Origin of the sequence: Cryobacterium suzukii (genome assembly GCF_004403185.1) — a bacterium.
In the GTDB taxonomy this organism is placed as follows: Bacteria; Actinomycetota; Actinomycetes; order Actinomycetales; family Microbacteriaceae; genus Cryobacterium; species Cryobacterium suzukii.
On record NZ_SOHJ01000009.1, the window covers coordinates 1 to 26,236 of the forward strand.

The 26,236-nt window shown below is 61.9% G+C and carries 26 protein-coding genes; 11 read left to right on the forward strand and 15 right to left on the reverse strand.

Features of this window, described 5'->3' with window-relative positions:
- Positions 1-184: 184 nt before the first annotated feature.
- From E3T39_RS08680 to E3T39_RS08700, 5 genes are all read right to left on the reverse strand, one after another.
- On the reverse strand, positions 185-793 hold the full coding sequence (locus tag E3T39_RS08680; RefSeq protein ID WP_338145271.1) for a class I SAM-dependent methyltransferase: 609 nt from the start codon (positions 791-793) through the stop codon (positions 185-187).
- Positions 794-993: 200 nt separating this feature from the next.
- On the reverse strand, positions 994-1,506 hold the full coding sequence (locus E3T39_RS08685) for a GNAT family N-acetyltransferase (RefSeq protein WP_198416111.1): 513 nt from the start codon (positions 1,504-1,506) through the stop codon (positions 994-996).
- Between the two features lie 103 nt (positions 1,507-1,609).
- Entirely contained in the window at positions 1,610-2,356 is a 747-nt protein-coding gene (locus E3T39_RS08690) for a tyrosine-protein phosphatase (RefSeq protein ID WP_134514463.1), read from the reverse strand.
- Positions 2,357-2,579: 223 nt separating this feature from the next.
- The gene (locus E3T39_RS08695; protein ID WP_134514465.1) at positions 2,580-3,026 is read right to left on the reverse strand and encodes a GNAT family N-acetyltransferase; all 447 of its coding nucleotides are present in this window, start codon (positions 3,024-3,026) and stop codon (positions 2,580-2,582) included.
- 209 nt (positions 3,027-3,235) lie between these two features.
- Positions 3,236-4,054: a VanW family protein gene (locus tag E3T39_RS08700; protein WP_241979620.1), complete on the reverse strand. Its 819-nt coding sequence runs from the start codon at positions 4,052-4,054 to the stop codon at positions 3,236-3,238.
- Between the two features lie 450 nt (positions 4,055-4,504).
- On the opposite strand from E3T39_RS08700, the gene E3T39_RS08705 reads away from it, so the two are divergent.
- From E3T39_RS08705 to E3T39_RS08740, 8 genes are all read left to right on the forward strand, one after another.
- Complete coding sequence (locus E3T39_RS08705) at positions 4,505-4,915, forward strand: hypothetical protein (RefSeq protein ID WP_198416112.1); 411 nt, start codon at positions 4,505-4,507, stop codon at positions 4,913-4,915.
- Positions 4,916-5,158: 243 nt separating this feature from the next.
- The gene (locus E3T39_RS08710) at positions 5,159-5,938 is read left to right on the forward strand and encodes a CPBP family intramembrane glutamic endopeptidase (protein ID WP_134514467.1); all 780 of its coding nucleotides are present in this window, start codon (positions 5,159-5,161) and stop codon (positions 5,936-5,938) included.
- Positions 5,939-6,009: 71 nt separating this feature from the next.
- Positions 6,010-6,366 (forward strand): GNAT family N-acetyltransferase, encoded by a 357-nt coding sequence (locus E3T39_RS08715; protein WP_241979621.1) that lies wholly within the window; start codon positions 6,010-6,012, stop codon positions 6,364-6,366.
- Positions 6,367-6,595: 229 nt separating this feature from the next.
- On the forward strand, positions 6,596-6,997 hold the full coding sequence (locus tag E3T39_RS08720; protein ID WP_241979622.1) for a gamma-glutamylcyclotransferase family protein: 402 nt from the start codon (positions 6,596-6,598) through the stop codon (positions 6,995-6,997).
- A 1-nt stretch (position 6,998) separates the two neighbouring features.
- Complete coding sequence (locus E3T39_RS08725; protein WP_134514472.1) at positions 6,999-7,592, forward strand: SGNH/GDSL hydrolase family protein; 594 nt, start codon at positions 6,999-7,001, stop codon at positions 7,590-7,592.
- A 287-nt stretch (positions 7,593-7,879) separates the two neighbouring features.
- Positions 7,880-8,404: a hypothetical protein gene (locus E3T39_RS08730; protein ID WP_134514474.1), complete on the forward strand. Its 525-nt coding sequence runs from the start codon at positions 7,880-7,882 to the stop codon at positions 8,402-8,404.
- A gap of 405 nt (positions 8,405-8,809) precedes the next feature.
- Entirely contained in the window at positions 8,810-9,220 is a 411-nt protein-coding gene (locus E3T39_RS08735) for a GNAT family acetyltransferase (protein ID WP_134514475.1), read from the forward strand.
- A 63-nt stretch (positions 9,221-9,283) separates the two neighbouring features.
- The gene (locus E3T39_RS08740; RefSeq protein WP_134514477.1) at positions 9,284-9,835 is read left to right on the forward strand and encodes a peroxiredoxin; all 552 of its coding nucleotides are present in this window, start codon (positions 9,284-9,286) and stop codon (positions 9,833-9,835) included.
- Between the two features lie 285 nt (positions 9,836-10,120).
- Here the strand turns inward: E3T39_RS08740 and E3T39_RS08745 are convergent, their stop codons facing one another.
- Positions 10,121-10,894: a helix-turn-helix transcriptional regulator gene (locus E3T39_RS08745; protein ID WP_134514479.1), complete on the reverse strand. Its 774-nt coding sequence runs from the start codon at positions 10,892-10,894 to the stop codon at positions 10,121-10,123.
- Positions 10,895-11,018: 124 nt separating this feature from the next.
- Here E3T39_RS08745 and E3T39_RS08750 point away from each other — a divergent pair, with 124 nt between their 5' ends.
- Positions 11,019-11,825, forward strand: a complete 807-nt coding sequence (locus tag E3T39_RS08750; RefSeq protein WP_174845111.1) for a class I SAM-dependent methyltransferase — start codon at positions 11,019-11,021, stop codon at positions 11,823-11,825.
- Positions 11,826-12,136: 311 nt separating this feature from the next.
- Here E3T39_RS08750 and E3T39_RS08755 read toward each other — a convergent pair whose 3' ends face one another.
- The 4 genes from E3T39_RS08755 to E3T39_RS08770 form a co-directional block, all read right to left on the reverse strand.
- Positions 12,137-13,126, reverse strand: a complete 990-nt coding sequence (locus E3T39_RS08755; RefSeq protein ID WP_134514481.1) for a DMT family transporter — start codon at positions 13,124-13,126, stop codon at positions 12,137-12,139.
- 78 nt (positions 13,127-13,204) lie between these two features.
- The gene (locus tag E3T39_RS08760) at positions 13,205-14,194 is read right to left on the reverse strand and encodes an alpha/beta hydrolase (protein ID WP_198416113.1); all 990 of its coding nucleotides are present in this window, start codon (positions 14,192-14,194) and stop codon (positions 13,205-13,207) included.
- Positions 14,191-15,690: a flavin-containing monooxygenase gene (locus E3T39_RS08765; protein ID WP_134514483.1), complete on the reverse strand. Its 1,500-nt coding sequence runs from the start codon at positions 15,688-15,690 to the stop codon at positions 14,191-14,193. Before E3T39_RS08765 ends, E3T39_RS08760 begins: the two co-directional genes overlap by 4 nt.
- A complete protein-coding gene (locus tag E3T39_RS08770) occupies positions 15,687-16,826 on the reverse strand; it encodes an alcohol dehydrogenase catalytic domain-containing protein (protein ID WP_134514790.1) in 1,140 nt (379 codons plus the stop codon). Before E3T39_RS08770 ends, E3T39_RS08765 begins: the two co-directional genes overlap by 4 nt.
- Positions 16,827-17,059: 233 nt before the next feature.
- Here E3T39_RS08770 and E3T39_RS08775 point away from each other — a divergent pair, with 233 nt between their 5' ends.
- A complete protein-coding gene (locus E3T39_RS08775) occupies positions 17,060-18,931 on the forward strand; it encodes a helix-turn-helix domain-containing protein (protein ID WP_134514485.1) in 1,872 nt (623 codons plus the stop codon).
- A 175-nt stretch (positions 18,932-19,106) separates the two neighbouring features.
- Here E3T39_RS08775 and E3T39_RS08780 read toward each other — a convergent pair whose 3' ends face one another.
- Positions 19,107-20,471, reverse strand: a complete 1,365-nt coding sequence (locus E3T39_RS08780; RefSeq protein ID WP_134514487.1) for an MFS transporter — start codon at positions 20,469-20,471, stop codon at positions 19,107-19,109.
- A gap of 247 nt (positions 20,472-20,718) precedes the next feature.
- Complete coding sequence (locus E3T39_RS08785; RefSeq protein ID WP_134514489.1) at positions 20,719-21,207, reverse strand: MarR family winged helix-turn-helix transcriptional regulator; 489 nt, start codon at positions 21,205-21,207, stop codon at positions 20,719-20,721.
- A 44-nt stretch (positions 21,208-21,251) separates the two neighbouring features.
- Between E3T39_RS08785 and E3T39_RS08790 the strand changes: the two genes are divergently transcribed.
- Entirely contained in the window at positions 21,252-22,172 is a 921-nt protein-coding gene (locus E3T39_RS08790) for a DMT family transporter (RefSeq protein ID WP_134514491.1), read from the forward strand.
- A gap of 17 nt (positions 22,173-22,189) precedes the next feature.
- Here the strand turns inward: E3T39_RS08790 and E3T39_RS08795 are convergent, their stop codons facing one another.
- The 3 genes from E3T39_RS08795 to E3T39_RS08805 form a co-directional block, all read right to left on the reverse strand.
- On the reverse strand, positions 22,190-23,152 hold the full coding sequence (locus E3T39_RS08795) for an ATP-grasp domain-containing protein (RefSeq protein ID WP_134514493.1): 963 nt from the start codon (positions 23,150-23,152) through the stop codon (positions 22,190-22,192).
- Positions 23,153-23,224: 72 nt separating this feature from the next.
- A complete protein-coding gene (locus tag E3T39_RS08800) occupies positions 23,225-24,799 on the reverse strand; it encodes an AbgT family transporter (protein WP_134514495.1) in 1,575 nt (524 codons plus the stop codon).
- Positions 24,800-24,855: 56 nt separating this feature from the next.
- Positions 24,856-26,184 carry a M20 family metallopeptidase gene (locus E3T39_RS08805; RefSeq protein ID WP_134514497.1) on the reverse strand — a complete coding sequence of 443 codons (1,329 nt, stop codon included), beginning with the start codon at positions 26,182-26,184 and terminating at the stop codon, positions 24,856-24,858.
- Positions 26,185-26,236: the final 52 nt, after the last annotated feature.

Below are 26,236 nucleotides of genomic sequence, written 5' to 3' on the forward strand. Positions count from 1 at the left end.
CCCAGAACCGCGCCTGCTTCTCCACCAACTCATACTTCGACCACACGTACAACACCTCACAAATGGGAGTGTTGCGACGACCGGTTGAATCCGCCGAACGTCTTGCGGGACAATCACGATCCGAGCACTCCTGACGGCAGGGGATCTTCATTGGTGCTTTGAGGGCGGTTGGAGATGAGCGGACTTAGTTCGCGTCCAACACGAAGAAGATGAAGCTTATGAATGATCTTCGGCCCTTGAGGTGCGGTGGGAGCAGCTCTCGCGGAGTTTCGGCTGAGACGGGCGGCTCGCTGACGACGGCGACCCGGAATCCCGCTTCGGTGAAGGCATCCGTCATCGCGTGCAACGGTCGGTGCCAGTAGGAGAGGACGGCAGGCTGGCCACTGAAGGTATAAGCGTCCGACCACTCGGTTAGAGCGAAGTAGTCGGCCTCGGGGTTCATCAGCTTGAAGATAAGGGGATGGTGCACCGACAGGATGAGTCGGCCACCTGGCCTCAGCACTCGCCGTAGCTCAGCGAGTGGTCCGGTCCAGTCCTGCAGATAATGCAGGACTAGCGAGGCGACCACGTCGTCGAACGCACCATCGGCGAACGGAAGCGGCTGACCAAGGTCAGCTACATGAAGTTCCGCCTCCTCGCCAAGCCTCTGCCGTGCCAGCTCAACCATCGCCGCGCTGGAGTCGAAGCCCGTCACAGTGGCGCCCCGAGTCCGGAGGGCCATAGCCAGAGGCCCGGAGCCACAGCCAGCGTCCAAAATTTGGCGCCCGTGGACGTCTCCCGCAAGAGCCAACATCGCTGGTCTTTCGTAATGACCATTCACGAGATTGGTCTCATTGTCCGCCGAGTAAGCCTCGGCGAAACTGTCGTAATCGTTGGCCTGCACTGTGCCTCCACCTTCGCCAGCTCTCGGAGCAACCGAGCCGGGCCTTGAGGCTATCAGTGCCCTATCACCGTCATGGACGGGAAGCGCGGCACCGCCCGTAAGGGGAATCTCTAGCGGGCGTCTGCTGCGTTGATCGCTCGGACCATTCGAAGCTCTCGAACGTCGTCGTCGGTTTTTACGGCACCGTCGGAGAGAAAGCCGTGCTTTCGGTAGAAGGCTTGTGCGCGCGGGTTAGGGTCAGCGACCCAGAGCGCAGCAGGCGCGGCCTTGTCGATGACTGCGTTGAGAAGCGCCGCACCGACCCCCGAACCGTGGAACCCTGCATATGCGTAGAGGACGTACAACTGCTGCAGCTCGTCGGCGTCGTCGAGAGAAGGGCCTGACATTGCAATGCCGATCAGCGTGCCGTCCCGCGAAGCAACGGCGGCGATGTTCTGGCTGTACTGCGGATCGGTCAGGGCCGCGGCCCAGAATCGCTCGCGCCGACTCAGGAGCCCGGGATCGTCGAGCACTGCGTCGCTCATTAAGCCGCGGTATGTCTCGCGCCAGGTGTCCACGTGAACTCTCGCCATGCTTGACGCGTCCGCGGGCTCAGCGCGGCGCACTTCAAAGTTGATCGTCATGGCTCAACGATACTTACGCTCACTCCATATCGATCACGTTGCGTATCGTGGCGAACACGCGACAGCAGGGCCCGAAAGTCGGATGCTCAGTGCGTCATATCGTTTACACGGGCTGGACGCTGCCGCGCCAGCTAGTGATTGCAGCCCTGTTGGTGTCGCTGAGCCCGGGCGATGCGAAGAGCGCTGCAAGGTCAAGGCCGAGGAGGGCTGTGCGAAAGGCGCCCTCCGTCGTCGTGCCGTATGTCTGGCACAGCGCCTCAATCTCGGGTTCGGCGTTGTTCCGGTTCGATGTTGCTGCCCGCAGATCCGCCAGTCTGATCGTTTCGAGATAATCGTCGACGATCGCGTCTGGTTCCGCATCGATCGCAGCAAGCAGCAGCAGCGCGATGAGTCCCGTTCTGTCTCGTCCGCCCATGCAATGAAATAGAACTCCGCCTTCTGGCGCGCTGGCTAGAGCAGACAGGACCGCGACGCTGCGCTCGGGCATTGCGTCGAGGTGCGGCAAGAAATACATTGCCGTTCCGACGAGACCGTTGCTCCAGAAGTCCTTCCAAAAAACGGCATCATCGAGACCGTCCAGATCGACATTGAGCGTAGTCAGCCAACCCGGTCGGGGCTGGGAGTCCTGCGCCCGTTCTCCTGTCTGACGGAGATCGACGATGGTGCGAATGCCGGCTTCGTACATTTGGCCCCACCCCGCCCGGGTGACCCAGTCGACGTTTTCCGAACGGAAAAAGACGCCCTGGGGCGTCAAAGTTCCATTTCGTCGTGGGAGATCACCGAGATCACGTGCGTTCACCAAACCGTCCACACGCAGAGCCCGCCCTCCAAATCTCAACGCGTTCACCATTGGCCAAGCATAGGAGCAGTCACCGGCACCCTTTGCGGTGCGCCTGAGGTCGAGGTCCCGAAGCCACACGGGGGCGCCGTTCCGGGGAACCCTGAGCGGGAATGCGGTGGCGCTCAGATTTCGCCCACAACGTCGACCTAGAAGCCGGCTTCATTTTCGAGATACGCGGCGAAGTGGTCGGGCCACCAGTGCGGGGGTAGCGATCCGCATTTAAGGGAATCTCTCATCGAGAATCGATGGGCTGGTATCGAAACAAAACGGAATCACGGCGCACGAATCCGGAGGCCTCGTAAAGCCGGATCGCGGAGTCTCTTGATGGGCGCGACGTCAGGTCTAGGCTCCGCACTCCCAACGTCTGCGCTCTGGCAAGCATCGCGGTCAGTAATTCGCGAGCGATCCCTCGGCCACGGGTGAGTTCGTCCACCACTACGTCATCGATGTGACCCCGGACCCCAGTCGGGATGGGAAACGCTACGAGGGTGGCCATTCCGACAACCCGACCAGCGAGCCGCGCTAGGAAGAGATCGACTGACTCGTTCTCCATCATCCGATTAAGAATTTCCCTGTCGAATATAGCTGTCTGTGAGAGCTGCGGAAGCAATCGGCGAATCTCTTCCGCGACAGCGTCGTCGGCGTGGGTGGCGATCGAAATGGTCAACTGATCTTCCATAGGGAGAGGCTACCTGTGCCGAGTCAGACCGCCGAAGCCGGGTGCCACAGCGGAACCCCCTACGGGACGATGAAAAGTCGGGTGTCGGCGCGCTCTCGCTTGAACCTGCACGGACAAGAGGGCTGTGGCCAGGAGGCAGCGCCGGCCGCCCCGCTCACGAGGGCTACGCCGAATGCCGGATCACAGTCATGCCTGCTGCTCCCGTAGTGCTAAAAGTTTCGCCGAATGTCGGCCGTGATCAGGGTCCGGTCGTAGGCCACTCGCGCATCGCTCTCGATCAGAAGCACGCGCTCGAGCTCATTGCCGGTGACCTTCGACCGCGTGCTGCGATAAATGCAGTTGTGCCGGTAGACCTCGCCGTCGTTCTCATAGAAGTAGGCGTCGGTCTCGTGGATGTGGAACTTCACGTCGAGTGCCGTCGTGGTGCGCAGTTCGCCCACCAGATACTCCGGTGTGGTCGTCACAACGAACTGAAAATCCTGGTCGGTGTCGTTTCGCACTCGGTAGTCGAGATAGTTGAACATCACCGACGTCCCCGTGCCGAACGGGATCTGCCGGTTGAAGTCGGGAAACAGGTCCAGGCTTTCATGGTGGTGGTGCTCCGTGATGGTGAGTGGGCTGTGCAGCACCATCCAATGAAGCAAGTTGGTGAATTGGCAGATTCCGCCGCCCAGGCCCGAGGTGGCCCGTCCCGAGCTGATGGTGAGGCCATCTCGGTATCCGCGGCCGGCGGTCGTAGCCCCGATGAGGTGCCAGAACGAGAAGGTCTCACCCGGGCGAATGAGGACGCCGTTGATGTGTGGGGCTGCCAACGACAGGTTTACTGCCTTGTTCTCCTGCAGCTGGAGGTCGACGTTTCCGAGTTTGCGGCGAATTAGGGAATTGTGGCTGTAGAGCAGAATTGGGAGTGGCTCGGCCCGCTGAATGGCGAATCGCACGCGGTGCGCCAAGTTGCGAATGTGGCGGAACACAATCATCCTGCGCAGCGAGATTCGATAGGTGAACGGCGAGATATCACCAAAAAGCATTCGTGCCATTGTGTTCATTCCCCCATGCCGATCGTCGCAGCCGCGAAGGAATAGTGCAACCGGGACGACCGAACGGCAGCGCAAGACCTCGTTCGTTCGTTCGTTCGTCCAGGACGGGCAGCACGGCCGTCCGCACAAGGCCTGGAGACCGGGCTACGCGAGCAGCCGAGTTGCGCCCGTCCCGCAGGAGGAACCCCTACGGTGATGCTCCCCAGCACGTCGCCTGTGGACTCAACCGCACTAAGGATTCCCGCCAGTGATCGTGGAGGACCTGTCGGCAGCTCCAGATAAACGTGGCGAGAACAGCAGAAGCGACAGACTGGACGCATGACGACGACTGCGGACCGAATGCCACGAGTAGACCACGCCACAAAGGTGCCGCGCTGGGCGCTGTGGGTTGCTCACGCCGTTCCCCTCTGCGTTTTGCCTTCGGGACTTTGGCGACTCGCAATGAGTATTGGAATCCCCGTTGGCTTCAGCGATTCCGTGCTGCGCGAAGACTACGACTTGCCTGGCTGGGGTGCCGTCTACACGATTGGCCTCGCGGTAGCCCTCGAGGGTCTTGCTCTCCTCACTCTGGGCCTCGTCTACCCATGGGGGGAGGTCGTACCTCGTTGGATTCCCTTCATCGGTGGAAAGTCCGTCCCTCGAATAGCGGCGGTCATTCCGGCTGGAATCGGCGCCGCTCTGATCACCATGATTACCTTCAGCCAGCTCTCCATGTGGGACAAAGTCGACAGCACCAGCCTTCCTTTAATGGGGCCGTCCTATGCACCTATTCTCGCCTGGGGGCCGCTTCTCGCCGTGGTCACCGTCGCCTACTTCATTCGGCGCGGCAAAGCCACACTTCTAGTCTCTTAACCCAAGGACGTGCTCGTCCTCGCGGCCGATAGGGGAACGTTCAGCGGGACGCGTCTGCGCTGAGGAGTCCTGATTGGCCCAGTGGCCGGGCACGCGATTGTGGGTAGAAGCCAGATGTAACGCCGTCGAGAAAGACAATTTCATCACACCGCTATCTGTGACGGTGAAAGCCCCAAATGTCCCGAATGTCTCGTCCGCCCAGACCGTGTTGACCGTTTCCTTGAGGGGGATAGAGTCCCCTATGTGACTGGACTACAGATGCGGGACGTTTCGTTCGGTTTGATCGTGCACGTGGCTCGCTTTGCAGTCATCCTGTTCGGATTATGGTTGGCGCCGCTTTTGGGCGTCACCGGCTGGTATTTGGGCCTCTTCGTCAACGTACTGTGCGCCGTCTACGCCGTTGTGCTCGTCACCTATCTCAAACTGTGGAAAAGTATCGGGTTCCTGACGCTCTGGCGTGGGCGTTCTTCGCTGCTTCTCCTCGCAGTCCCGTTTGCCGAGGCGGTGTTCCGGGTAGTGCCGAACGGTCTCACGGATCAGCCACCAGGTTTCGGCCTCTGGACTCTCACGCTCCTCTTGGTCGGATTCAATGAAGAACTCATCAGCCGGGGAGTCGTGCTAAGTCGGTTGAGCCGAAGCTTCACCGCCATTCCTGCCGTCGCGGTAACAGCAGCGCTATTCGGGTTGCAACACCTGTCCGCCTTCGCCACCACGGACAGGGGAACGTACGACGTCCTGACGAACGTGCTCGCGTCAGCGACCTACGGCTTCGCTCTCGCCGCGTTTCAATACCGCTTCTCGTGGATCTGGCCGCTGATAGTCATTCACGGACTCGCTGATTTCACGTCTATCCTCGCGCGCACTTCTTACGGCGATCTCGTCGTGGCCGTCACGTGTGTGATATTCCTGATCTACGGGCTTGTCGTACTGCGGCCCCTCGCCCGGCGCGCAACACGCGCCCGAGCGAGCTCGGAGGGACGAAACGGGAGCGCCCGCAAGCCGGACGACCAACGGGCGCGTTGAAGCGTGATTCCGCTCAAGTCAATTCGCTGAGCAAGTCGGACGCAAGGGGACCGCCCTACGGACACGGGGCGGTGCGCTTCACTTGGCGCGTCTGGACCTGGATCAATGATGACTCGAATGAAGTCAATGCCTTCGTCGCCACCTCCGGGGATCGACTCGTGGGGCTCGCGCACTATCGTCGATTTTCTCGTCCGTCAACGGGAAGCGTGGGTATCTACCTCGACGATCTTTTCACGGACTCGACAGCTCGGGGAGCCGGCGTCGGGCGCGCGCTACTGAGCGAGCTCTCCGCGCTGGCCGAACGCGAAGGACGCTCAGTCGTTCGCTGGATCACGGCAGAAGACAACGCTCCGGCCCGCCGTCTCTATGATTTGACCGCCACGTCTACAAAGTGGGTTACGTATGATCTTGCGCCAGGGTCACTATGACAGCGCGCCATCACTGTCTTCCTCGACTCTGCAAAACGCATGACCGAGTGCGACTGGGAGGACGCTGCCGTCTCGCTCGGATGCTCGCGGCCCGCCGCCGCTTCGCCGATGCGCCTCAATTTTTGGGCCTCTGTTTCGGGGCCTCTTGAAAGTCACCCGTCACTGCGTTGGCTAGCTGATAGCGTGATTTGGACATCGCAAGTCAACCAATATCGTCAGGGGTCTAATCGTGGCGCACCGGCTTTTTTCGTATGGAACCCTTCAGCTTGCGGAAGTACAGCTCTCAAATTTCGGTCGGACGTTCACCGGCACGTACGACCGGCTTCCCGGATTCGAGCTGGCAAACCTGCAGATCACTGATCCTGCCGTAATTGCAATAAGCGGCACGGATTCTCATCCGATCCTCCGGTTCTCTGGAGAGTCGTGCGCGTTCGTGGCGGGTGAAGTGTTTGAACTCTCGGACGAGGAACTCTCTGCCGCCGATGCGTACGAGGTCGGAGAGTATGCACGCGTGATGCTGACCCTCGAGTCAGGAACGCAGGCGTGGGTTTACGCGGACGCCCAAGGTCCAAACAAAGATTCGCCCTCAACGTCCGGCAGTTTAACCAAGCTGATGGACGACATCCGCTAACGTGCGTGCCCATCGGATCGTACTCGTCGGCGACAGCATTGCTTACGGACGGGGAGACCAGCACGGCATCGGTTGGAGTGGACTGTTACAGCGGGAGCATGTCGCGCAGGATCCAGAGAGCAACCGCTACTTCAATCTGTCGATACCGGGCATTGGGTCAGCTGAAGTGCGCCGGATCGTACAGTCGGAGGTTCCGTTTCGAAGCCCCGACCTTGTCGTATTGGCCTATGGCATCAATGATGCACGACGCATAGGGTCACCGTCCGGGCCCTACCCGTTGACGCTAGAGCACTCTGCCGATCTCCTCGCTTCCAATATTGAGGACATCAGATCGCTCGGAAGCGAGGTTCTCGCCGTCGGTCTAATCAAGCCCGACACTTCCCGCACCATGCCCATCTTTGGGAACTTTTTCGACACCGGTCCGGCACTGGACCTTGAAAAGCGACTTGCGGACATCTGCAAACAATTGGCAGTACCGCGGGTAGACCTGTGGAGCCTGTTTGACGGCCACCCCGACCGGCTCGTTGATGGGTTACACCCCGACACCACCGGCCATCAAGCGATCTACAATGCCGTTCGCCAGAAACTGGTCTAAGCACAATCTGCGGTCGTGGAGACTCCCCACCCACTCTTAAAGCAAGGACAGCAAGGGGAACCCTCTACGGGACGCAGCGCTTTTGCAGGTCATGCCAACCGCACAATAGGGTGGGCGGATGAACCGTGGTGGAGTGGGCCGGGCCTCATGAGCAGGACGCCTTGAGCCCGAGGGGTAGCGCGATACTGAGTTTGAGTGTCGGCTTCGTTGTATCCGTGCTCGCGGGGAGCGGTTTCCTGCTGAGCCTTGTGCGTGACGACCTGCACTTCCAATGCAGTTTCCTCCAGATGGGCAGCGACGATCCCGGCTCGTTCTATTGCGCAGACGGCATCGGCTACATCGGCGTTGGGGTGGTCACGTACGGTGTGTACGGCGTGATTCTGCTGATCGCTCTCGCTGTCGCCATTGCCGGCCCGAAACGCGCGGGGATGCAGTCGCGGCTCATGGCAGGCATCTCGATTCTGCCCATTGCCATGTTCAGCTGGTCCACCTGGTACGCGACAAGCGCCCGTCCTCTTGATCGGGCACCGGGTGTCAATTACTGGGTCCAGCCCCTTCTCGCCGTGACGGCAGTTCTTGCCACTGCCGTTGTCGTCATCGTGGCTGCCGGGCTTTTTTCTGAGCCTCGAATCCGCAGGGTCGGGTTCTGCGTGGCAACGGCATTATTCGTCGCAGCGGTGCTTATCCAGCCGGGTAGCCTCTCGGCCGTCGCTGTCGCTTTTGGGACATTGGCCGCGGCAGCGTCTCTTGATCGGCGGGTGCCAAACGAAGTCGAAAGCCCCACGATCACTTCCGCGAGTGAGAACCTTTAAGACATCGCTGCGGCATCCGACGGCAACGCCATAGCCGCAGGTGCGGTTTCATAATCTACCCGCCGTATATCCAACTCGCCTGCGGGACGGAGCTGCCCACACCTGTTCAAGGGTTTTGGACGGGAGAGTCAATCCGGAATGCCCGCGTTGTGGACCTCGTCGCCCCGATCTCCATGCCCGACCGGCTCGGTGATGGGACATATCCGGCCATCGGGAGCGCAGGCGGCACTTGCGTCGGCAGAGTGGTCAATCGCACTGCTGTAGGGGCAGGGTTTTCGCTTGGCTCAGCCCGCACGCCATCGCTTCGTCCTACGACTGAGTCCAGTGAGAATCACTACTTCCCGCACCGCGCCGAGCTGAATGTCGTGCGGCACTGAATCTGGGATGAGACGGCACACTAGAGTCATGCACATTCGGGACCTTACTTCGGTAAACATTGGGGCAGCGATATCACTCTGGCGCCGGTCAGGGCTGACCCGCCCGTGGAATCCGCCTGAAATTGACCTGCAGCGCGCACTCGACGGCCTGACATCGACCGTACTGGGGGCCTTCAACAATGACCGATTGATCGGCACCGTGATGGTCGGGTATGACGGTCACCGCGGCTGGGTGTATTACCTGGCCGTTGATGAGAGTCAGCGTGGAACCGGTTTAGGACGGCAGCTGATGTCGGCGGCGGAGAACTGGCTGCGCAAACATGGTGCCGTGAAGATTCAACTCATGATCCGCTCGACCAATGAGGCAGTACTTGGTTTCTATGAGCATCTCGGCTACGAAGACGCTGATGTTCAGGTTCGATCAAAGCGACTGACATGAATAGATCGGGGTGAGCCCATCTTTCGCAAGTCTGACCTCGACCACACCACGAAATGAAGCCACATGACGAAAACCCCTCCGACGTTCATCGATGACGGTGCCGCTGAGCACCTGATCGGATTGCACCTGCCTGACGTCGACCTCGCATCGACATCGGGCGGCGAGGTGAGCATTATAAAATTCTCGACCGGGCGCTGGATCTTGTTTATCTATCCACGAACGGGCGTGCCTGGCCAGGCCGAGCCAATCGGATGGGCAGACATTCCCGGAGCAAAAGGCTGCACCGCCGAAGCATGCAGCTTTCGTGACAGCTTGGTCGAACTCAATGAGGCTGGCGCCCAAAACGTGATCGGGCTTTCGGTGCAGAGCTCGGCCTATCAACGCGAGGCCGTCGAGCGGCTTCACTTACCGTACCCACTCCTCTCGGATGAGGAGGGACGATTGACGGAAGCGCTCAAACTCCCCACCTTCACAGCCGACGGCTTGACGCTTCTAAAACGCATGACTCTTGTTATTGACGGAGAAACCGTCAGGCACGTGTTCTATCCCGTTTTCCCGGCCGAAGGTCATGCAGACCAAGTTCGTGACTGGTTACGCGCCAATCCCGCGGACTGATCGTCTCAAACTGAGCGCCTCGGGTCACCATCTTCGGATGCGCGCAAGCCGGACCTCCAGCGCACCAGAGCGACTGACGCTGTCGGTGGCACGGCGGCCACGACATGTGCCGTTGCGATGCAAGACGCTGGCTACCCGCTCTGAGCAACGCGGCAATCAGGTCGATGCGCCAAATAGCGATCACCGAATGCCGCCACATAATACCGAACGTCACAGGTCAGGGTCCGAGACGGAGCGAAGCGGTTGCCTGTGGCGCGACAAGGGCCCAGAGGCTTTCCGACCCCGTCAGATTTCTGGAAGCCAAATGGTTACGCGTATTCCTTCGTCGGGGAGGCGCAGTACTTCGTAGCGGCGGGCAATGGTCTCGCCGTCTTGGGTGCGTAGGTGCTTGAGTGAGGCTCGTCGGCGCTCGACGATGTGCTCGTCCCACCACTCCCCGAACAGGGGGCTCTGCTCGCGCAGCTCAGCGACAAGCGCCTGCAACTCGGTGTCGTGAAGGTTGTCGGCGTTGGCCGCGCGGAGGTGGGCGACGGCTCCGCGCGCAACTTCCTCCCACTCGACGAAGATCTCGTGCGCCCGACCTTCAGTCATGAGGTAACGACACGTATTTCGCTCCCCGGACGGGAGATCGGCAAATCCGTCGTAGAGCGCCAGGCCCTCAGGATTCGCCGCGACCATGTTGCTCAGCCGGTCGAGTGCGTAGGCGGGGTTCGGCCGGACGGCCTCGACCAGAGCTGCCATGCGTTGGCCGAGTATGAACTCATCTCCGCGCGCGATCCGGGGCGACGAGGTAGCCGCGCGGAGACGGTAGAGATGCTCGCTGGCATCGACGCCTAGCTGGAGCGCGCGAGCGAGCGCATCTAGCACCGCGTCACTGGGATGTGTTTCTCGTCCCTGTTCAAGGCGCGTGTAATAGTCGACGCTGATGCCCGACGCGGCCGCCACTTCTTCGCGGCGCAATCCAGCTACCCGGCGGCGGTTCGCACCGGCGTTCGTCACAGGCTCCAGTACTGCGTCGCTTCGCCGTGCCCGAAGGAATTCGCCAAGCTCATTGTGCATCAGTCGGTCTCCTCTGCATCCGCCAACAAGGGTGCGGCGCTCCTAGGAAGATTACGGCCTTCTCTCTCGCCGGTTGGCTCGCCAAGCTGAGACTGATGAGACCCGACGAGCTGAAGGAGCTTCCATGACGATCTACACGCACGGTTACCATGATTCCGTTCTCCGATCGCACCGTTCTCGCACGGCAGAGAACTCCGCCGCTTACCTGCTCCCGCTGCTGAAGCCCACGGACCATCTGCTTGACATCGGCGCCGGGGCCGGAACGATCACGGCCGATCTCGCCGGCCTGGTCGCTCGCGTCACCGCGACCGAGATCGGCACCGACGAGCTCGATCTGACCCGGGCGACAGCGAACGAGCGAGGCGTGACCAATATCGATTTTTCGCCTGCAAACATCCACGCTCTTGAGTTCGACAACGCCACCTTCGACGTAGCCCACGCGCATCAAGTGCTGCAGCACGTCGCCGACCCCGTGCAAGCATTGCGCGAGATGGCGCGGGTGACCAAGCCCGGCGGCATCGTGGCGGTGCGCGACAGCGATTACGCCGGCTTCTGCTGGTGGCCGCAGATCCCGGCTCTCGATAGGTGGCTTGAGCTGTATCGCGCCGCCGCGCTAGCCAACGGTGGTGAGCCAGACGCTGGACGCCGCTTACTTTCGTGGGCTCACGCCGCTGGGCTCGAGGAAGTCACCGCTACCTCGAGCACCTGGTGCTATTCCACTCCCGCAGAGCGAGCCTGGTGGGGAGGCATGTGGGCCGACCGCATCCTCAACTCGGCGATTGCAGGGCAACTCATCGAATCGGGACTAGCGACATCAGAAGATCTCCAGGAGATCAGCGACGCGTGGAAAGAGTGGGCCGCGAGCAAAGACGGCTGGATCTCCATCCTCCACGGCGAACTGATCTACCGCGTGATCCCCACCGCATACTGAGCCCTCGCACGTTTGAACGAGATTGCTCCGTTTTCTAACATGGCCAAATGATTGAAAAACCGCGTAATCATACGGATCTCAGGCTGGTTCCGCCTTCTCATTGAGGGCGCCTTAGGTTTCAAATCCCACCGGTACCGCCACGATAACCCCCCTACATCCCCGTGTTTCACTGGGGAGTAGGGGGTTTCGTTAACGCGAGGGCATTGCTCTGGAGCTGATCGCTAAGTGACGTCGTCCTGCCATCGCTTTGTGGCGGCGTTCGTGACTGCTCGGTGTCGCACTGCGCTCCTGCCGAGTGCCCTGTTCTCTGATCAGTCGCGTTCAAAAGGGCCGGCGGCCACATCCACGTGTGGGGGTAAGCCCGACCCGGCCGGACTCGAGTCGGTCGAGGGAGCTGTGACCGAGGCGATGGCGACGCCGACGAGCGCGACTGCGCCGCCGAGTGCGGTGATCGCGTCGAATGGTTCGCCAAGTACAAGGGCGAAGAGGTAGCCGAGCGCCGGAATTGCTGCGGTGACCACGCCGGTTGCCGCAGCAGGGAGGCGTTCGGCTCCGTAGTTAAAGAGCACGAGAGTCGGCGCGGTGATTACGACACCGAGGAGCAGCAGACCCCCAAGACCTCCCCATCCGCTCGGGAGGGCCGCCGCGCCGGCCGCCATCTCAGCGACGAGCCAGGGGAGCATGATTGCCGTACCCCACACGGCGGTCGCTGTCGCCAGCACGAGTGGATCAACGGCCCCGGCCGGCCGTAGACCAACGGCCGCCGGTTGCTGGTCCTCGGCGAGTGCACCCTTGCGGAGAAGCACCGTATAGAGTGCGTAGCTGGCCAAGCCGATGAGGCAGAGCAGCACGCCGATGTCCAAAGTGAGGCCAGCACCCGCCACGATGACGACGCCGGCGGTCGCGAGCACTAGCCCGACGATCGTGCGGGGAGCTATGCGCTCCTTCAGGATAAATAGACCGAGCAGGGCGGTAAGCGCGGGGAGCGCCGCATTGCTGAGAGCGGCCGTGCCGGGAGAAGTGAACTCAAGACCGATGTTGGTCAACGCGTAATATATCGCCACCCCGAGGAGCCCGAGCACAATCGTGCGCGGGTCTCGGACGGTACGCGCGAACAGCGGCCGACGTGCGGCGAGGGGCACGAGGACGATCAGGCCGATCGCGAACCGGCCGACCGAGAGCACGGCTGGTGACGCCGTTTTCAATACCTCGCCGCTGATTCCGAAGCTCGTCGACCACAGCAACACGGCGATTCCGACGGCCACTAAAGGAAGGCGTCGACGAAGTGCGGTTTTGACCATGCTCGCAGTCTATTTCCGCACCTCGAGCCGTCGGCCGCAGCGGTAAGCGTACTGGTCCTCCTCGCTAGTCTTCCCTCCCTACCTGGTGAGCTCGACCAGCCAGTTGGCGGCCCGGTTCAACAATCTTGCACCGGTGGGAATTACTCCGGCTGAGGTGAACAGTCCATGGGAGTGGCGCGGAAGATGGTGGTGCTCCACCGGTGCTCCGGCGCGCGCCAGCAGACCTGCGTATTCGACTCCTTCGTCGGCCAGCGGATCCAGTCCGACGGTCACCACGAATGCTGACGGAGCACCGCGTTCGGCCAGTTCAGCGGGTTGACGGAGTCCAGGCGAAACGCGGAGGTCGCGTGCAAATAGCGGATCTGCCAGGTACAGGCTTCGGAACCATCGCATTGAGCCTGCGGTCAGGGGAAAACCGTCGGTGATGCGGGCGTAGGAATCCGACTCGTGCAGCAGGTTCGCCACAGGATAGAGCAGCAGCTGGCCGATGATGGTGCTTCCGCCTACGGTACAGCCAGGGTCCGAAGCCAAGACGGCGGCAAGATTACCGCCGGCGCTGTCACCGGCCACGATGATCCGGTGCGGATCCCAGCCATATTCTCCGGCCCGGTCACTGACAAAGCTCAGGGCTGCTACGCAATCCTCGAGCGGGGTCGGGAACGGGTACTCAGGAGCCAGTCGGTAGTCGACGGATACAACGTCAAGTCCGCTGACCGCGGCCAGATAGCGGCACAGACGGTCGTGCGTTTCCAGTGAGCCGATCACCCACCCGCCACCATGGAGGTACACCACGACAGCACGTGCGGTCCCCGAATCGCTACCAAAGGGACGGTAGTGCCGCAGCCGGATGGACCCGCCGTCGACTTGGCAGTCAAGGTCCTCGACCCGTTCCAGGTCCTCAACTGGAACTCCGTTCGCGGCACAGCCCGCCTCGTAGGCGGCCCGTGACTGGTCCAGGGGCTGGTCTTGGAAACTGACAGCGCCGGCGTCGCGGAACGCCCGGATCAGGTCCACCGCGTCGACAGCTACGTCGTCCAGCGGGACTGCCGGCAAGAGTTTCGAGTTCATGCTCTCGCCATTTCCTGAACTGGCAGTACGGCGCCGGAGAGCATGTAGTCGCCCGGGTTCCAGTGCCCAGCGAGGCTACGGTATTCCTCTACGGTCCCGGACCAGTTGTTGATGACCTTGCCTGCGGCGTTCTTGTACCAGCTGGAGCAGTCGGCCGAAAAGGCGGATCCTTCCATCTCGTTCTGCAGGGTTGCGTTGTAGGAGGTCAGGACCCTTCCGCGCACTTCCACTGAGGCCTGCGGGGCGGTGAGCAGGTGCATCAGGATTTCTAGGATGTATGCCTGCTGGATTTCCAGCATGGTGATGATCGAATTGTGGTTCAGGTTGGTGTTGGGCCCGTAGATCATGAACATGTTGGGGAAGCCGTCGACGCTCATACCCAGGTGGGCCTCCGCGCCGTCAGCCCAGCGGTCCTTCAGGTCCTCGCCGGAAGCACCGATGACCTGCAGATCGCCTTGGAAGGCCTGGCTGCTGAATCCGGTGCCGAAAATGATGACGTCCGCTTCATGGATCTGCCCGTCACTGGTGCGGATTCCTTCTGGAACGATGGCGTCGATGCCCTGGGTGACGAGTTCGACGTTCTCACCCATCAGGGCCGGGTAGTAGTCGTCGGTGCGGAGGATCCGCTTGCATCCGAACTCGTAGTCGGGGGTCAGTTTTCGCCGCAGTTCTGGGTCCGGCACCTGCGCCTCGAGATGGGCTACGGCCTGGGCGACGCCGGCGCGTTGGGCGTCGGTGGCACGGCGTGTGCGTTCGAAGCCGTTCTCCCGGAAATCGTGCAGGTTGCGGCGGCTTTGCTCAAAGGTGTCCGGATTTTCTTCGAAGGCATCAAGCTGTTCCTTGCTGAAGATAACTTGGTTGCGGGGCATGATCCAATTGGCGCTGCGCTGGAAGACTTCCAGCGATCCGGCGACCTTGGCTACTTCGGGCACGTACTGGACGGCACTGGCTGCCGAGCCGATGCTGATGATTTTCTTCCCGGTCAAGTCGACGGTGTGATCCCAGCGCGCCGAGTGGAATGCGGCGCCTTGGAAATCGGCCAGGCCGGGAAATTCCGGGATAAGCGGAGTGTTCAGCTGTCCCCAGGCGGGGATGAAGACGCGGGCGGTGTGTTCACCTGAGCCATTAACCTGCAGGCGCCAGAGCGCGTCTGCCCCATCCCATACGGCCGAAGTGACTTCGGTGTTGAAGTTCAGGTGTGGGCCCAGTGTGTATCGGGTGGCTAGACGCTCCAGGTAGCCCATCAGCTCGTTGCGGTCCGCGTACATCCGGCTTACTCGCAAGTGAGGGAAGAAGCTGTAGCAGTAGAGGTGGGCTTCGGTGTCGCAGGCGGCACCCGGGTAGCTGTTTTCGCGCCAGACGCCACCTAGGCTGGGGCCTTTGTCGAAGATGGCGAAGTTCTCGATACCCGCCTCCTTCAGCTGGGCGCCCATGCCCAGGCCGCCGAATCCTGCGCCGAGGATCACTACATCGTGGTCGGTTGTCTGGATGCTCATCGGTTGTTCCGTTCTTCGTGCGTTGTTTCAAAGTTGATGATCTGCCGGATCCCGCTGCCCGAGGCGAGGGCGTCCATGCCCTCGTTTATGTCGTCGAGGCTGATCTCCCGGGAGACAAGCCGTTCGAGCGGCAGTTTTCCTTCGCGCCAGAGTTGTTCAAAAACGGGGATGTCGCGCTTCGGTACGGCTGATCCGAGGTAGCTCCCCACGATTGATTGTGCCTTTGCCGTCAGCTGTAGCGGTTCGATTGAGGACATGGCACCTGGTGCGGGAAGGCCGACGGTTACCAGTGTTCCGCCTAGGCCTAGCAGTTGGTAGGCGGTTTCGAAGGCGCGGGGGTGGCCCGCTGCTTCGAGCACGACGTCAACGGCCACGGATCGTTCCAAGGCTTCTTCCGGGGTGTAGGCCGCACTCGCGCCCCACTGCCGGGCAAGGTCGAGCTTGGAGGACTGGGCGTCGACGGCAATGACGCGCCTGCAGCCAGTGGCAAGGGCAGTCAGGAGCCCGGCCATGCCCACTCCGCCAAGGCCGACGATGGCGACGGTTGACTCAGGGGTGATGCGTCCAGCGTTCAAAAGGGCCCCGCCCCCGGTGAGTACGGCGCAACCCAGAAGCGCAGCGACCGCTGGTGGAACGTCAGCCCCGACGGGCACGACGGATCGGTGATCGACCACCGCATGGGTGGCGAAGCCGGAAACGCCCAAGTGATGGGCCACCGTTTCGCCGCGACGCGTCAGGTGGGAAGAACCGCTGAGCAGTATTCCCTGTTCGTTACTCTTGCTGCCCGCGGAGCAGGGCAGCTTTCCGTTGGTCAGGCAGGCCTCGCACTGGCCGCACCGTGGCAGGAATGTCATTACCACCCGCTGGCCGATGAGGTTGGAGTCAACGTCCGGGCCCACCGCTTCGACAATTCCTGCCGCCTCGTGGCCCAGCAGCATTGGCAGCGGCAGCGGCCGCGGACGTGAACCGTTGACCACTGACAGGTCCGAGTGGCACAGTCCGGCTGCCTCGATCCGCACCAACACCTCGCCCCGTGCCGGTCCGCTGAGGGTCAGTTCGTCCACGGTGATGGGCCGGCTCTGCGCGTAGGGGGGCTGCGCCCCGGTGGAATTCAAGACGGCGCCGCGGATTCTCATTGCGGTCGGGGCCGCTGTGACCCTCACGCCGTGAAGTTCTGTCACTGTGGTGCTCATGTCGTCCCCTGCCTGCAGGTGACCCTGAGCTGCTGAGTCATCTGCTGTCCTTTTTGGTAATCAGTGTGATGTCGCGAACGTTTCTGGTTCAGTCTCGCAGGAGAGCTCTCGGGCAGCCATGGAGCTTCATGACATACTGATACCTGCTTTATGTGGATAATTCCAGGGAGGGTTCCATGCACTTGCTGGCTGACCTCCTGCAGCAGGCCCTGGACCCGGCATCCTCCGATTTCCTTTCGGGGTTGGACCGTCTCCCGGCGGATGCCCAAGGGCAACGGCTGCGCGAGAGCCTCCGGTCCGTGCACACGCTGGCCTCCAACGCACGCGGGCAGCGGATGCTCACCTTGGCCCTGTCCGAGACCGCCGCTGCTATCTCGTCCTTGCGGGAGGGCGGAAATGTGCTTCGCGAGATCGTCACCCGTACCCGGGCCATCGTCGGTACGGACATGGCCTACATCAGCCTCAATGATCCCGAAAAGCGGGAAACGCGAATTACGGAGACTGACGGCGTGTGGACCCAGGCCTACCGGGACATCCGCATGCCTTTTGGCACCGGTGTCCTTGGCAACGTGGCACGGGCCGATGGCCCCATCCAGGTTTCGGATTACTTGCAGACTGTCTCACTCGCACATCTGGAACACATTGACGATGCGGTCGCCGAGGAGGGGGTCAAAGCGCTCCTGGGCGCGCCCATGCGCATCGGCGGGGACATCATCGGGGCGCTCATGGTGGCAGATCGTTGGGCCCATGACTTCAGCCAGGAACAGATCTTTGCCGTGGAGGCCTTGGCTAACCAGGCCGCCGTCGCCCTGGACAACCTGGAACGTCTGGCTGAACTGACCGAGTCGATGGGATCGCTCGAAACCGCGAACCGGGACAAAGAGAGCTCCATCGCCAGGCTCAAACGGTTGGCGGCCACAGATGATGAGCTTTTTGCAGCCCTGAGTTCCTCGGAGGGCCTGCCCGGACTGGCCGCCCGGATCAGCCAGGTCCTCGGGCGCCCGGCACGGCTGCTCGATCTAACCGTCCGCATCGATGCCGGTGATGTGGGAGGTGAAAGGCTGCACGCGGCACGGGCCCTGATCCCCGCGTCCCGGCACAACAACGCTCCCGTCACCGCAACGCTGGAGGACGGCACCACGGTGGTGGTCATGGCCTCGGTCATCGAAGGGGAAGCGCTGGGTGGCGTGCTCGTGGAGGGTGAAACGGCGGCCGACGACGAAGCGATTCTCCGGCGCGCTGCGCTGGTTTTGGGAACGTTCATTTCACACTCCAACGCGTCGCGGCACGACCGGCAGCGCCGACGTGTGGAACTTCTGGCCACGCTGATCAGCCCGCCAGCGGAAGGACTGCGGCAACACACAGCAACGGCCGCCGCTGCCTACGGCCTTGAGGACGGCTCGCCGTTCCGGGTCGCCATCGTTGACGGAGCGCTGCGGCCGCTGATGGACTTTGAGGAGGCATTGGAGGTGGACCTGGGAGAACAGCTGCTGCGGGGCCACTTCGATGACCGCCTGTATCTGGCTGCTCCGGAGCAGGTTTTTGCATGGATCGCCGATTTTCTCTGCAAGCCCGGAGCCCGGCGTTGGGGCGGCGTACGCATGGCCCACTCAGAGCCACTCGCCGCGCTCAGTGAAATCGGAGCGGGATTCGCCCTCGCCGAACGCGTGCTGACGGCGGCACGTTCACTGCCCCAAGCCGGCAACGTCGTCGGGTGGCAGTCCCTGGGAACCATCGGCATTTTCCTCGCCAACGCGGATTCACAGGTCACTCAAAGTGCCCTGCGCGGAAGCCTGGGTCCTTTGCTTGACTACGACGGGTCGAATGGCACGCAGCTCTGCGATACGGCATTGTGTTATCTCGACGAGGGGCGCAACATTGCCCGAACGGCTCAGGAGTTGGTCGTGCACCCCAATACGGTCCGCCAGCGTCTCGAACGCATCGAATCCTTGCTGGGACCGGACTGGAACAATGGCCGCCGGGCGCTCGACCACCACGTCCTGTTGGTAGTCGCCAGGCTCCTGGCCGGTTCCCCGGCAAAACACTAACGGCCGCTGCGCGTCAAGGGCTATTCGTACCAGGCTCCGTCGATCGTCAATCCTCCATCGTCAACGAGGGTGCTCTCCGTGAGCTCTTCGTTCGTAGACATGGTGGTCGGAATCTCCCCTGAAAACGGCCGTGGACCCGCTGTAGCAGCGGGTCCACGGCCCGCGGTGCGGTCGGTTAGCGGGCCAATTCGTTCTCGTGTATCCGGTCGAGGGAGGAGAGATCCAGTCCACGTGTTTCCTTGAGCATAGACAAGGCCACGGTGGAAATGATGAGGATTCCGACGACGTAGATCACGATCGGAAGAGTGCTGTTGAACTGGTTCAGCAGCAGCGTGGCGACCATCGGAGCCACGGAGCCCGCGAAGATGGTGGCGATCTGGTAGGTAAATGAGGATCCCGAGTAACGCATGCGTGTCGGGAAGATCTCGGACATCAGGGCTGCCTGCGGTGCATACGCAGCAGCCTGGACGGTCAGTCCAAAGGTAGTGCTGGCGAGGATGGCCCAGAAATTGCCGCTGTCCAAGGCCGGAAAGAACGTCAATGCCCAGACCAATAGGCCCGCGTACCCGATACCGATGGTGCGCTTGCGACCGATCTTGTCCGAGAGCCATCCGCCTCCGAGCATTGCGAAGAATTGAACGATGTTGGCCACGAACAGCACCAACAGGACAATCGAGTATTCAACCTTGACGTGGACGGTCAGGTACGTGATAGCGAAGACGATCATGAGGTAGTACGAGGAGTTCTCCCCGATGCGCATGATCAGCGCCTTGGCGATCTGGGCCGGGTAGGTGCGCAGGACCTCCCGCAGGGTTGCTGCTTCGCGTTGGGCTTCCCGCTGCTTGCGCATCGCTTCGATAAAGACCGGTGCATCTTCGACCGTACGGCGAATCATGTAACCCACGAAGATGATCAGGGCTGAGAGCCAGAATGCGATCCGCCAACCCCATGCCATGAACGAGGACTGGTCCAAGGTCCAGGAAAGCCCGAGCATGACGACGGTCGCCAGCACGTTGCCGACCGGTGCGGCAGCCTGGGGAAAGCTGGCCCAGAATCCGCGCTGATTTTGCGGACTGTGCTCGCTGACCAACAGCACGGCGCCGCCCCACTCGCCGCCGACGGCGAAACCTTGAAGGAACCGCAAGAGCACCAGCAGCGCGGGCGCCCAGTAGCCGATCTCCTGAAACCCAGGCAGGCAGCCCATGAGGAACGTCGCTGCGCCGACCAGGAGGAGGCTGAACTGCAGCAGCTTCTTCCGTCCATACCTGTCACCAAAATGACCGAAAACCATGCCTCCGAGAGGCCGGGCCAGGAAACCAACCGCGTACGTAGCAAAGGCCGCAATGATCCCGTCCAATGGATTCCCTGTTTTAGGAAAAAACAGGGAACCGAAAACCAAAGTCGCGGCTGTGCCGTAAATAAAGAACTCGTACCACTCGGCGACTGTGCCGGCCATGGACGCGGCAACAACGCGCTTGATCCGTGATTTTGGGGACTTCAGTGGGGCGTTGACTGGCGACTGACTCAGGGCTTGGGTCATCGTAAAGCCTCCTTGCTTTTCGGTGATGACGATCACTCTCAGTCAGCCTCTCTGCTGCAGACATGTAAAACCATGGATGTATACACATACATTCGATTTCCCTATGTATGATCAACCACCGAGGAATTCGATGGTTTCGGTGATCTCGGCAGGAAGTCTCCATCGGCTTCCCGGGGATACTGAGCCTCGGTCGGGCTCGCCAAGCGGGCCACGGTGGTCAAACCCTGCCTATCCGGACAGGAAATGATCAAATACTGGCGGCGGCGCTGAGCCGTTGGAGGAGTTCCGCGAGCACTGCCTGCTCCTCACTACTGAGCGCGGCGCTGATGGCGCGCTCGGTCTCGAGGTGATCTGGCAATGCCGTCTCGATAAGATCTTTTCCAGCATCGGTGAGCGCGACGAGTGTGCCGCGACCGTCGTCAGGGTTGGCGCGGCGCACGACAAACCCCCGACTCTCCAGCTTGTTCAGTCGCTGAGCCACCGCGCTCGTTGAAATCATGGCCTCGTGGGCCAACCCCAGCGGAGTGATCCGATAGGGGGCGCCGCTTCTCAGAAGTGTCGCGAGGACGTCGAAGGAGGCAGCATCCAAGCCGTGCTGGGCGAACGTTCTGGCAAGTCGCGATTCCACGACGAGAGCGGTGCGACTTAATCGACCGATGACGGCCATGGGTGAGACATCAAGGCTGGGCTTTTCTGTATTCCACTGTTCAATGATTCGATCAACGCGGTCCGGCATCCGGCCATACTATCAATTGCTAAGCACTTAGGTATAATGGCTAAGTGCTTAGCAATCGAACTTTCTTGTTGGTGACAACGGCTTTGGCCCCGGCGCTTTGGGGCACGACCTACCTGACAACCACGATGCTGCTGCCCGAGGATCGGCCGCTGCTGGCGGCTACGTTGCGCGCACTTCCTGCGGGAATCCTCCTGCTCATGCTCGGCCGAAGGTTGCCACGCGGCGCCTGGTGGTGGAAATCCTGGGTCCTGGGCGTCCTCAATATCGCAGGGTTCTTTGCGTTGCTCTTCATCGCGGCCTACCGGCTCCCTGGTGGTGTGGCCGCAATCATGGGCGGGATTCAGCCGCTCGTCATCGCGCTTCTTGCCAGCCGTGTTCTGCACGAGCGATTGACAGGCCGGGTGGTCATCGCCGGCGCTATGGGCTTATTCGGCGTGTGCCTCATTGTGCTCCAGGCCCAAGCCCGCCTCGACGCCATTGGGCTCCTGGCCGCTATCGGCGGAACACTCTCCATGGCATCCGGGGTCGTACTGACCAAAAAGTGGGGGCAGCCCGCGTCCCCGCTAACGACTACCGCATGGCAGCTCATCACAGGCGGCCTCTCCCTCCTGATTTTTATGCTCGTGATCGAGGGCCTTCCCGGCGTTCCGCTGACACCGGCGAACATCATTGGATACACCTACCTTTCGGTCATCGGCACCGCGTTTGCCTACGTCATGTGGTTTCGTGGAATCGCACGGCTTGCCGCAAGCACCACGGCTTTCCTTGGCTTACTGAGCCCCGTCGTGGCCATCTTCCTCGGTTGGATAATCGCCGGCGAGGACCTCACTCCAATGCAGATAGCCGGGATCGTCATCGTGCTGGGTTCAATTTGCGCCGCCATCATTTCCAGACCCGCAACCGCCGACGTGCTGCGGTCAGAGACCCACTCTCGGCGAGATCCGTTTCGTAAGCTGATCCACTGAAACCGCCGCCCAGTAATTCAGGCCGCGAGCTTTTTGAGGTACCGAGCCAGGGCGAGTGGAGCCGAACGAGGGGCTTCAGCCTCAACAACCGCGTTGTAATTCGTATTGGTGTTCACGTCGTAGGTGAGCACTCGGCCGTCTTCGGCTTCGATGAACTCGATGCCGCACACTTCCAACCCGTTGCGGCGCGCGAACTCGAGGTATTTCTCGATAATCGAATGGTCGAAGTCTTCGCGCAGACTGAACAGTTGCTGACCGGCTACGGGTGCGATGGTGGCGCCGGGAGGCATGATCAGCTCGCGCGTGACCGGGTCGATGGCGCACGCATCCGCTGGGCACAGCTGAAAGCCGCCGCGCGCGGTGTCGGCCTTGACGGCGTAGATGAACTCGCCTCCCACGATCTCGGCCCGGGTGATGAACGGTTCCGCAGCCTGGATGTATTCCTGAATCAGTGTGATGCCATCTTGCGGCTCCTCGAACTCGTCGGAGGCTACGTACGCGGCGAGCTCTTCGTGGCTTGTGAACTTGCGCACGCCCAGACCCTTGCCGCCCTGGTTGTGCTTGGTCATGAACGGGGTGGGAAAGTCGCGGGCGGCGGCGAGAATTTGCTCGCGACCCACCGCCGCCACGGTGCGCGGGGTGTCGATGCCGGCGGCCTTGAGCGCGACCAACTGCTCGACCTTGCTCATCTCAAGCTCCAGCACACGTCGGCCATTTACCGTGCGGCGGCCGTGGGCCTCGAGCCAGGCCAACACGGCGCGAGCGTAGTCTTTCGACTTTCCGTGGTCACGCGTGTGAGCGGATGCGCTGATGCGCGACCAGAAGATTCCCTCCGGTGGTACCGAATCCAGGTCGAGAACGCCGTCGGTGAGCAGCCATTCCTTCACCTCCATACCCTCTGCTTCAAAGGCCCGCGCAAACGGCGGAAACCATTCCGGATTCTCGTGCAGGGCATAGATCGTGGGCTGGCTGGAAGTCATAGAAATCCTTTCGGGTTGCACTGAACTTAAGGAGGCCCCGGGGTGGGGTATTCCTTGGGTCTTACGTCGTTACTACTGCGGGATCATGATGCCGTTGCCCGGGCCCATTGGCAGGTCGAAAAAGAAGAAGACACTCAGCACGGCGACCCAGGCGAGCCAGAACGTGACCGCGAAGGGCAGCATGCGGGCAATTACCGTGCCGAGCCCCGCTTGGGGCTCGTACTTGCGCAGCATCGTCAGGAGCACGATCATGTACGGATTGAGGGGTGTGAGTACCTGGGTGGCCGAATCTCCGACCCGGAAAGCACCCTGGATGAACGCGGGTTCATAGCCAAGTAGTACGAACAGCGGCACGAACACGGCGGCCATCAGCGTCCACATGGCCGAACCGGAAATGATGAAAAGGTTCAGCAGTGAGGCGAGCAATACGAAGGCTACGACGGCCGAAAATCCGGTGAGGCCAATGGACTCAAGGCCCGCGGCTCCTGCAACAGCCAGCCAGCTTCCGATTCCGGAGAAATTAAACAGGGCGACGAACTGGCCCAGGATGAATGCGAGCACGAGGAATCCGCTCATGTCCTTGATGGCGTGCCCCATCACCCGGGGCACGTCGCTGCCCGTGGCGATGGTTCCGGTGATCTTGCCGTACACCAGCCCCGGAATCACGAATGTGGCGAAAACGATGAACACGATCGAACTCAACAGGGGCGAACGCGGCAAGAACCCGCCGTCTTCGTTTCGCCAGGGGGAGTCCGGCAGGAGCACGCCGACGACGATCACTCCAGCGACGACGACGCCGGCCACGAACGCCCAGAACAGGCCGCGATTCTCGGTGTCCGTGAGCCGCGGATTCATCACGGTGGAAACCGATACGTCGTCGTCGTCGATGATTTCCTCGCGCGCGATGCCCTGCCGGCCCAGACGCGGTTCGAGGATTTTGTCGATGATGAAGCCGGCCAGGGCGATGAGAACGAGCGCGGAGACCACATTGAAGAAGTAGTTCGATACCGGGGTCACAATGGAACCGGCGTTGGGTAGGTTCTGTGTGACCGACGTGGTGATCCCGGCGAACAGGGCGTCGAGACTTGTCACGAACAGCGAGGTCGAGTAGCCGGCACCCACGGCGGCAAACCCGCCGAGTAGTCCGGCGACGGGATGTCGGCCGGCGGCCTTGAATACCAGGGCGGCGAGCGGCGGGATGACCACGAATGCCGCATCCGACATGATCGACCCCACGACCCCCACGAACGCCACGGCGTAGGGCAGTGACCAGCGCGGCGCCGAGCCGAAAGCCTTCCGGATAAGCGCGGCGAGCAGGCCGGACTTCTCCGCCACACCGACCGCGAGCAGGATGGGTAGTACCGTCGCCAGCGGCGGGAAGCCCACGTAGTTGACCCCGATGTTTTGAGTGAACCAGGTGAGCCCCTCGGCGGTGAAGAAGCCCTTGATCACGGTGATCTCGTCGGTCCCGGGCAACTGCACCGTGACGTTGGCCCAGGCCATAGCAGTCGATGCCACCGCCGTGATTGCGAACAGCAGGAGGAAGAGCATGAAGGGGTCGGGCAGCTTGTTGCCGACGCGTTCGATTCCGCCCAGAACACGATCGATCACGACGGTGCGCCGGGTGAGGGTCTGTGCTGAAGACATGGGGCCTACCTTGCGTCGGATGGAACGAAACGATCGGGGTGACAGGAGCTAGATAGTCAGTCGAAGAAGTGCGGCACATCGATGGCGCCGCCCTGCTCTGCAAACTCATTCGCCACGCTGCGGCGCAATTCGGCGTCGCAGAGAAAATCCAGGGCGGTCAAGGCGAGACCGCAGGCGCCATCGAGGGCGCCCGACTCTGCGGCATCCGTTGCGGCGGCGGCCGCGAATTCACGGGTGTGCAGGGCAACGTCGGGCGCCGCAATTTTGATCAGGGGGTGGATGCCGGGGATGCGATGGCTTACGTTGCCGAAGTCGGTGGACGCTGCGATGGTTTCTGACACCACGCCAAGCGGGAGTGGCTGGCGCCCACGGCGCTGCTGGGCGGCGACCCATCGACCGGTGAGCGCGCTGTTCGTGCGCACGGGAAGTGAGGGGGCGTGCTCGTCCCAGTCGATCTCAACACTCGTTCCCGTCATCAATGCCGCTCCGCGCGCGATATCGTCCAGTCGCACGCTGAGGTCTTTGAGCGTGTCCGCGAATTTGGAACGGGCGTAGAGCTTGAGCACTGCACGCTCGGGAATGATGCTCGGCCGGGTTCCCCCCTCACTGATTACAGCGTGCACGCGGTCGACCGGCGGTAGCTGTTGGCGCAGCAGGCCAACGGCCTGGTACGCCAGGGTTGCGGCGTCGAGGGCGTTGCGACCCATAAAGGGTTGAGCGGATGCGTGCGCCGCGACGCCCGTGAACGTCACGGTGAGCACGCGGCGGCCGAGCCACACCTGGTCGGCGAGGTCGTAGCCGTAGGGGTGCACCATAATCGCGGCGTCGACGCCGTCGAAGGCGCCGTGCCTGGCCATCACTTCTTTGCCGGAAAAGCCTTCCTCGGCGGGAGTGCCAAGGAAAACCACCCGGCCCGTGAATGCGTTGGGATTCGCCTTGAGTGTGTTGGCCAGTGCGAGGAAAGCGCCCACTCCGGTGGCGGCAATCACGTTGTGCCCGCAGCCGTGTCCGACGTCGGGCAGGGCGTCGTACTCGCTGAGAATCGCGATGGCCGGGCCGTCGTCTGAGCCGATCTCGGCGCGGATCGCGGTGTCGAGTCCGTGAACGCCGAGCTGCGCGGCTATCCCATGGCGACCGAGCAGCTCCACCAGGTAGGCGGCGCTTCGACGCTCGGCGAAGGCGGTCTCCGGGTCGGCGTGCAGGGTGTGAACGACGTCGTTCAGGTCCCGGGCGAGCGCCTCCACCTGGACTTCAACGGCGGTTGCGAGTTCCTCAGGGGCCCCGGAGAACGGTGACGGCACGGACTCAGAGGTCTCTACCCTGCGGGCTGTTTCGGCCTGAAGCTTCTGCAGATACGTGGTGCTCGGCACTATCGAATGGCTCATATATCCACCCTAGACAGGGAGATTGCCTCGTAGGGCCGTCTTGACCTACGCC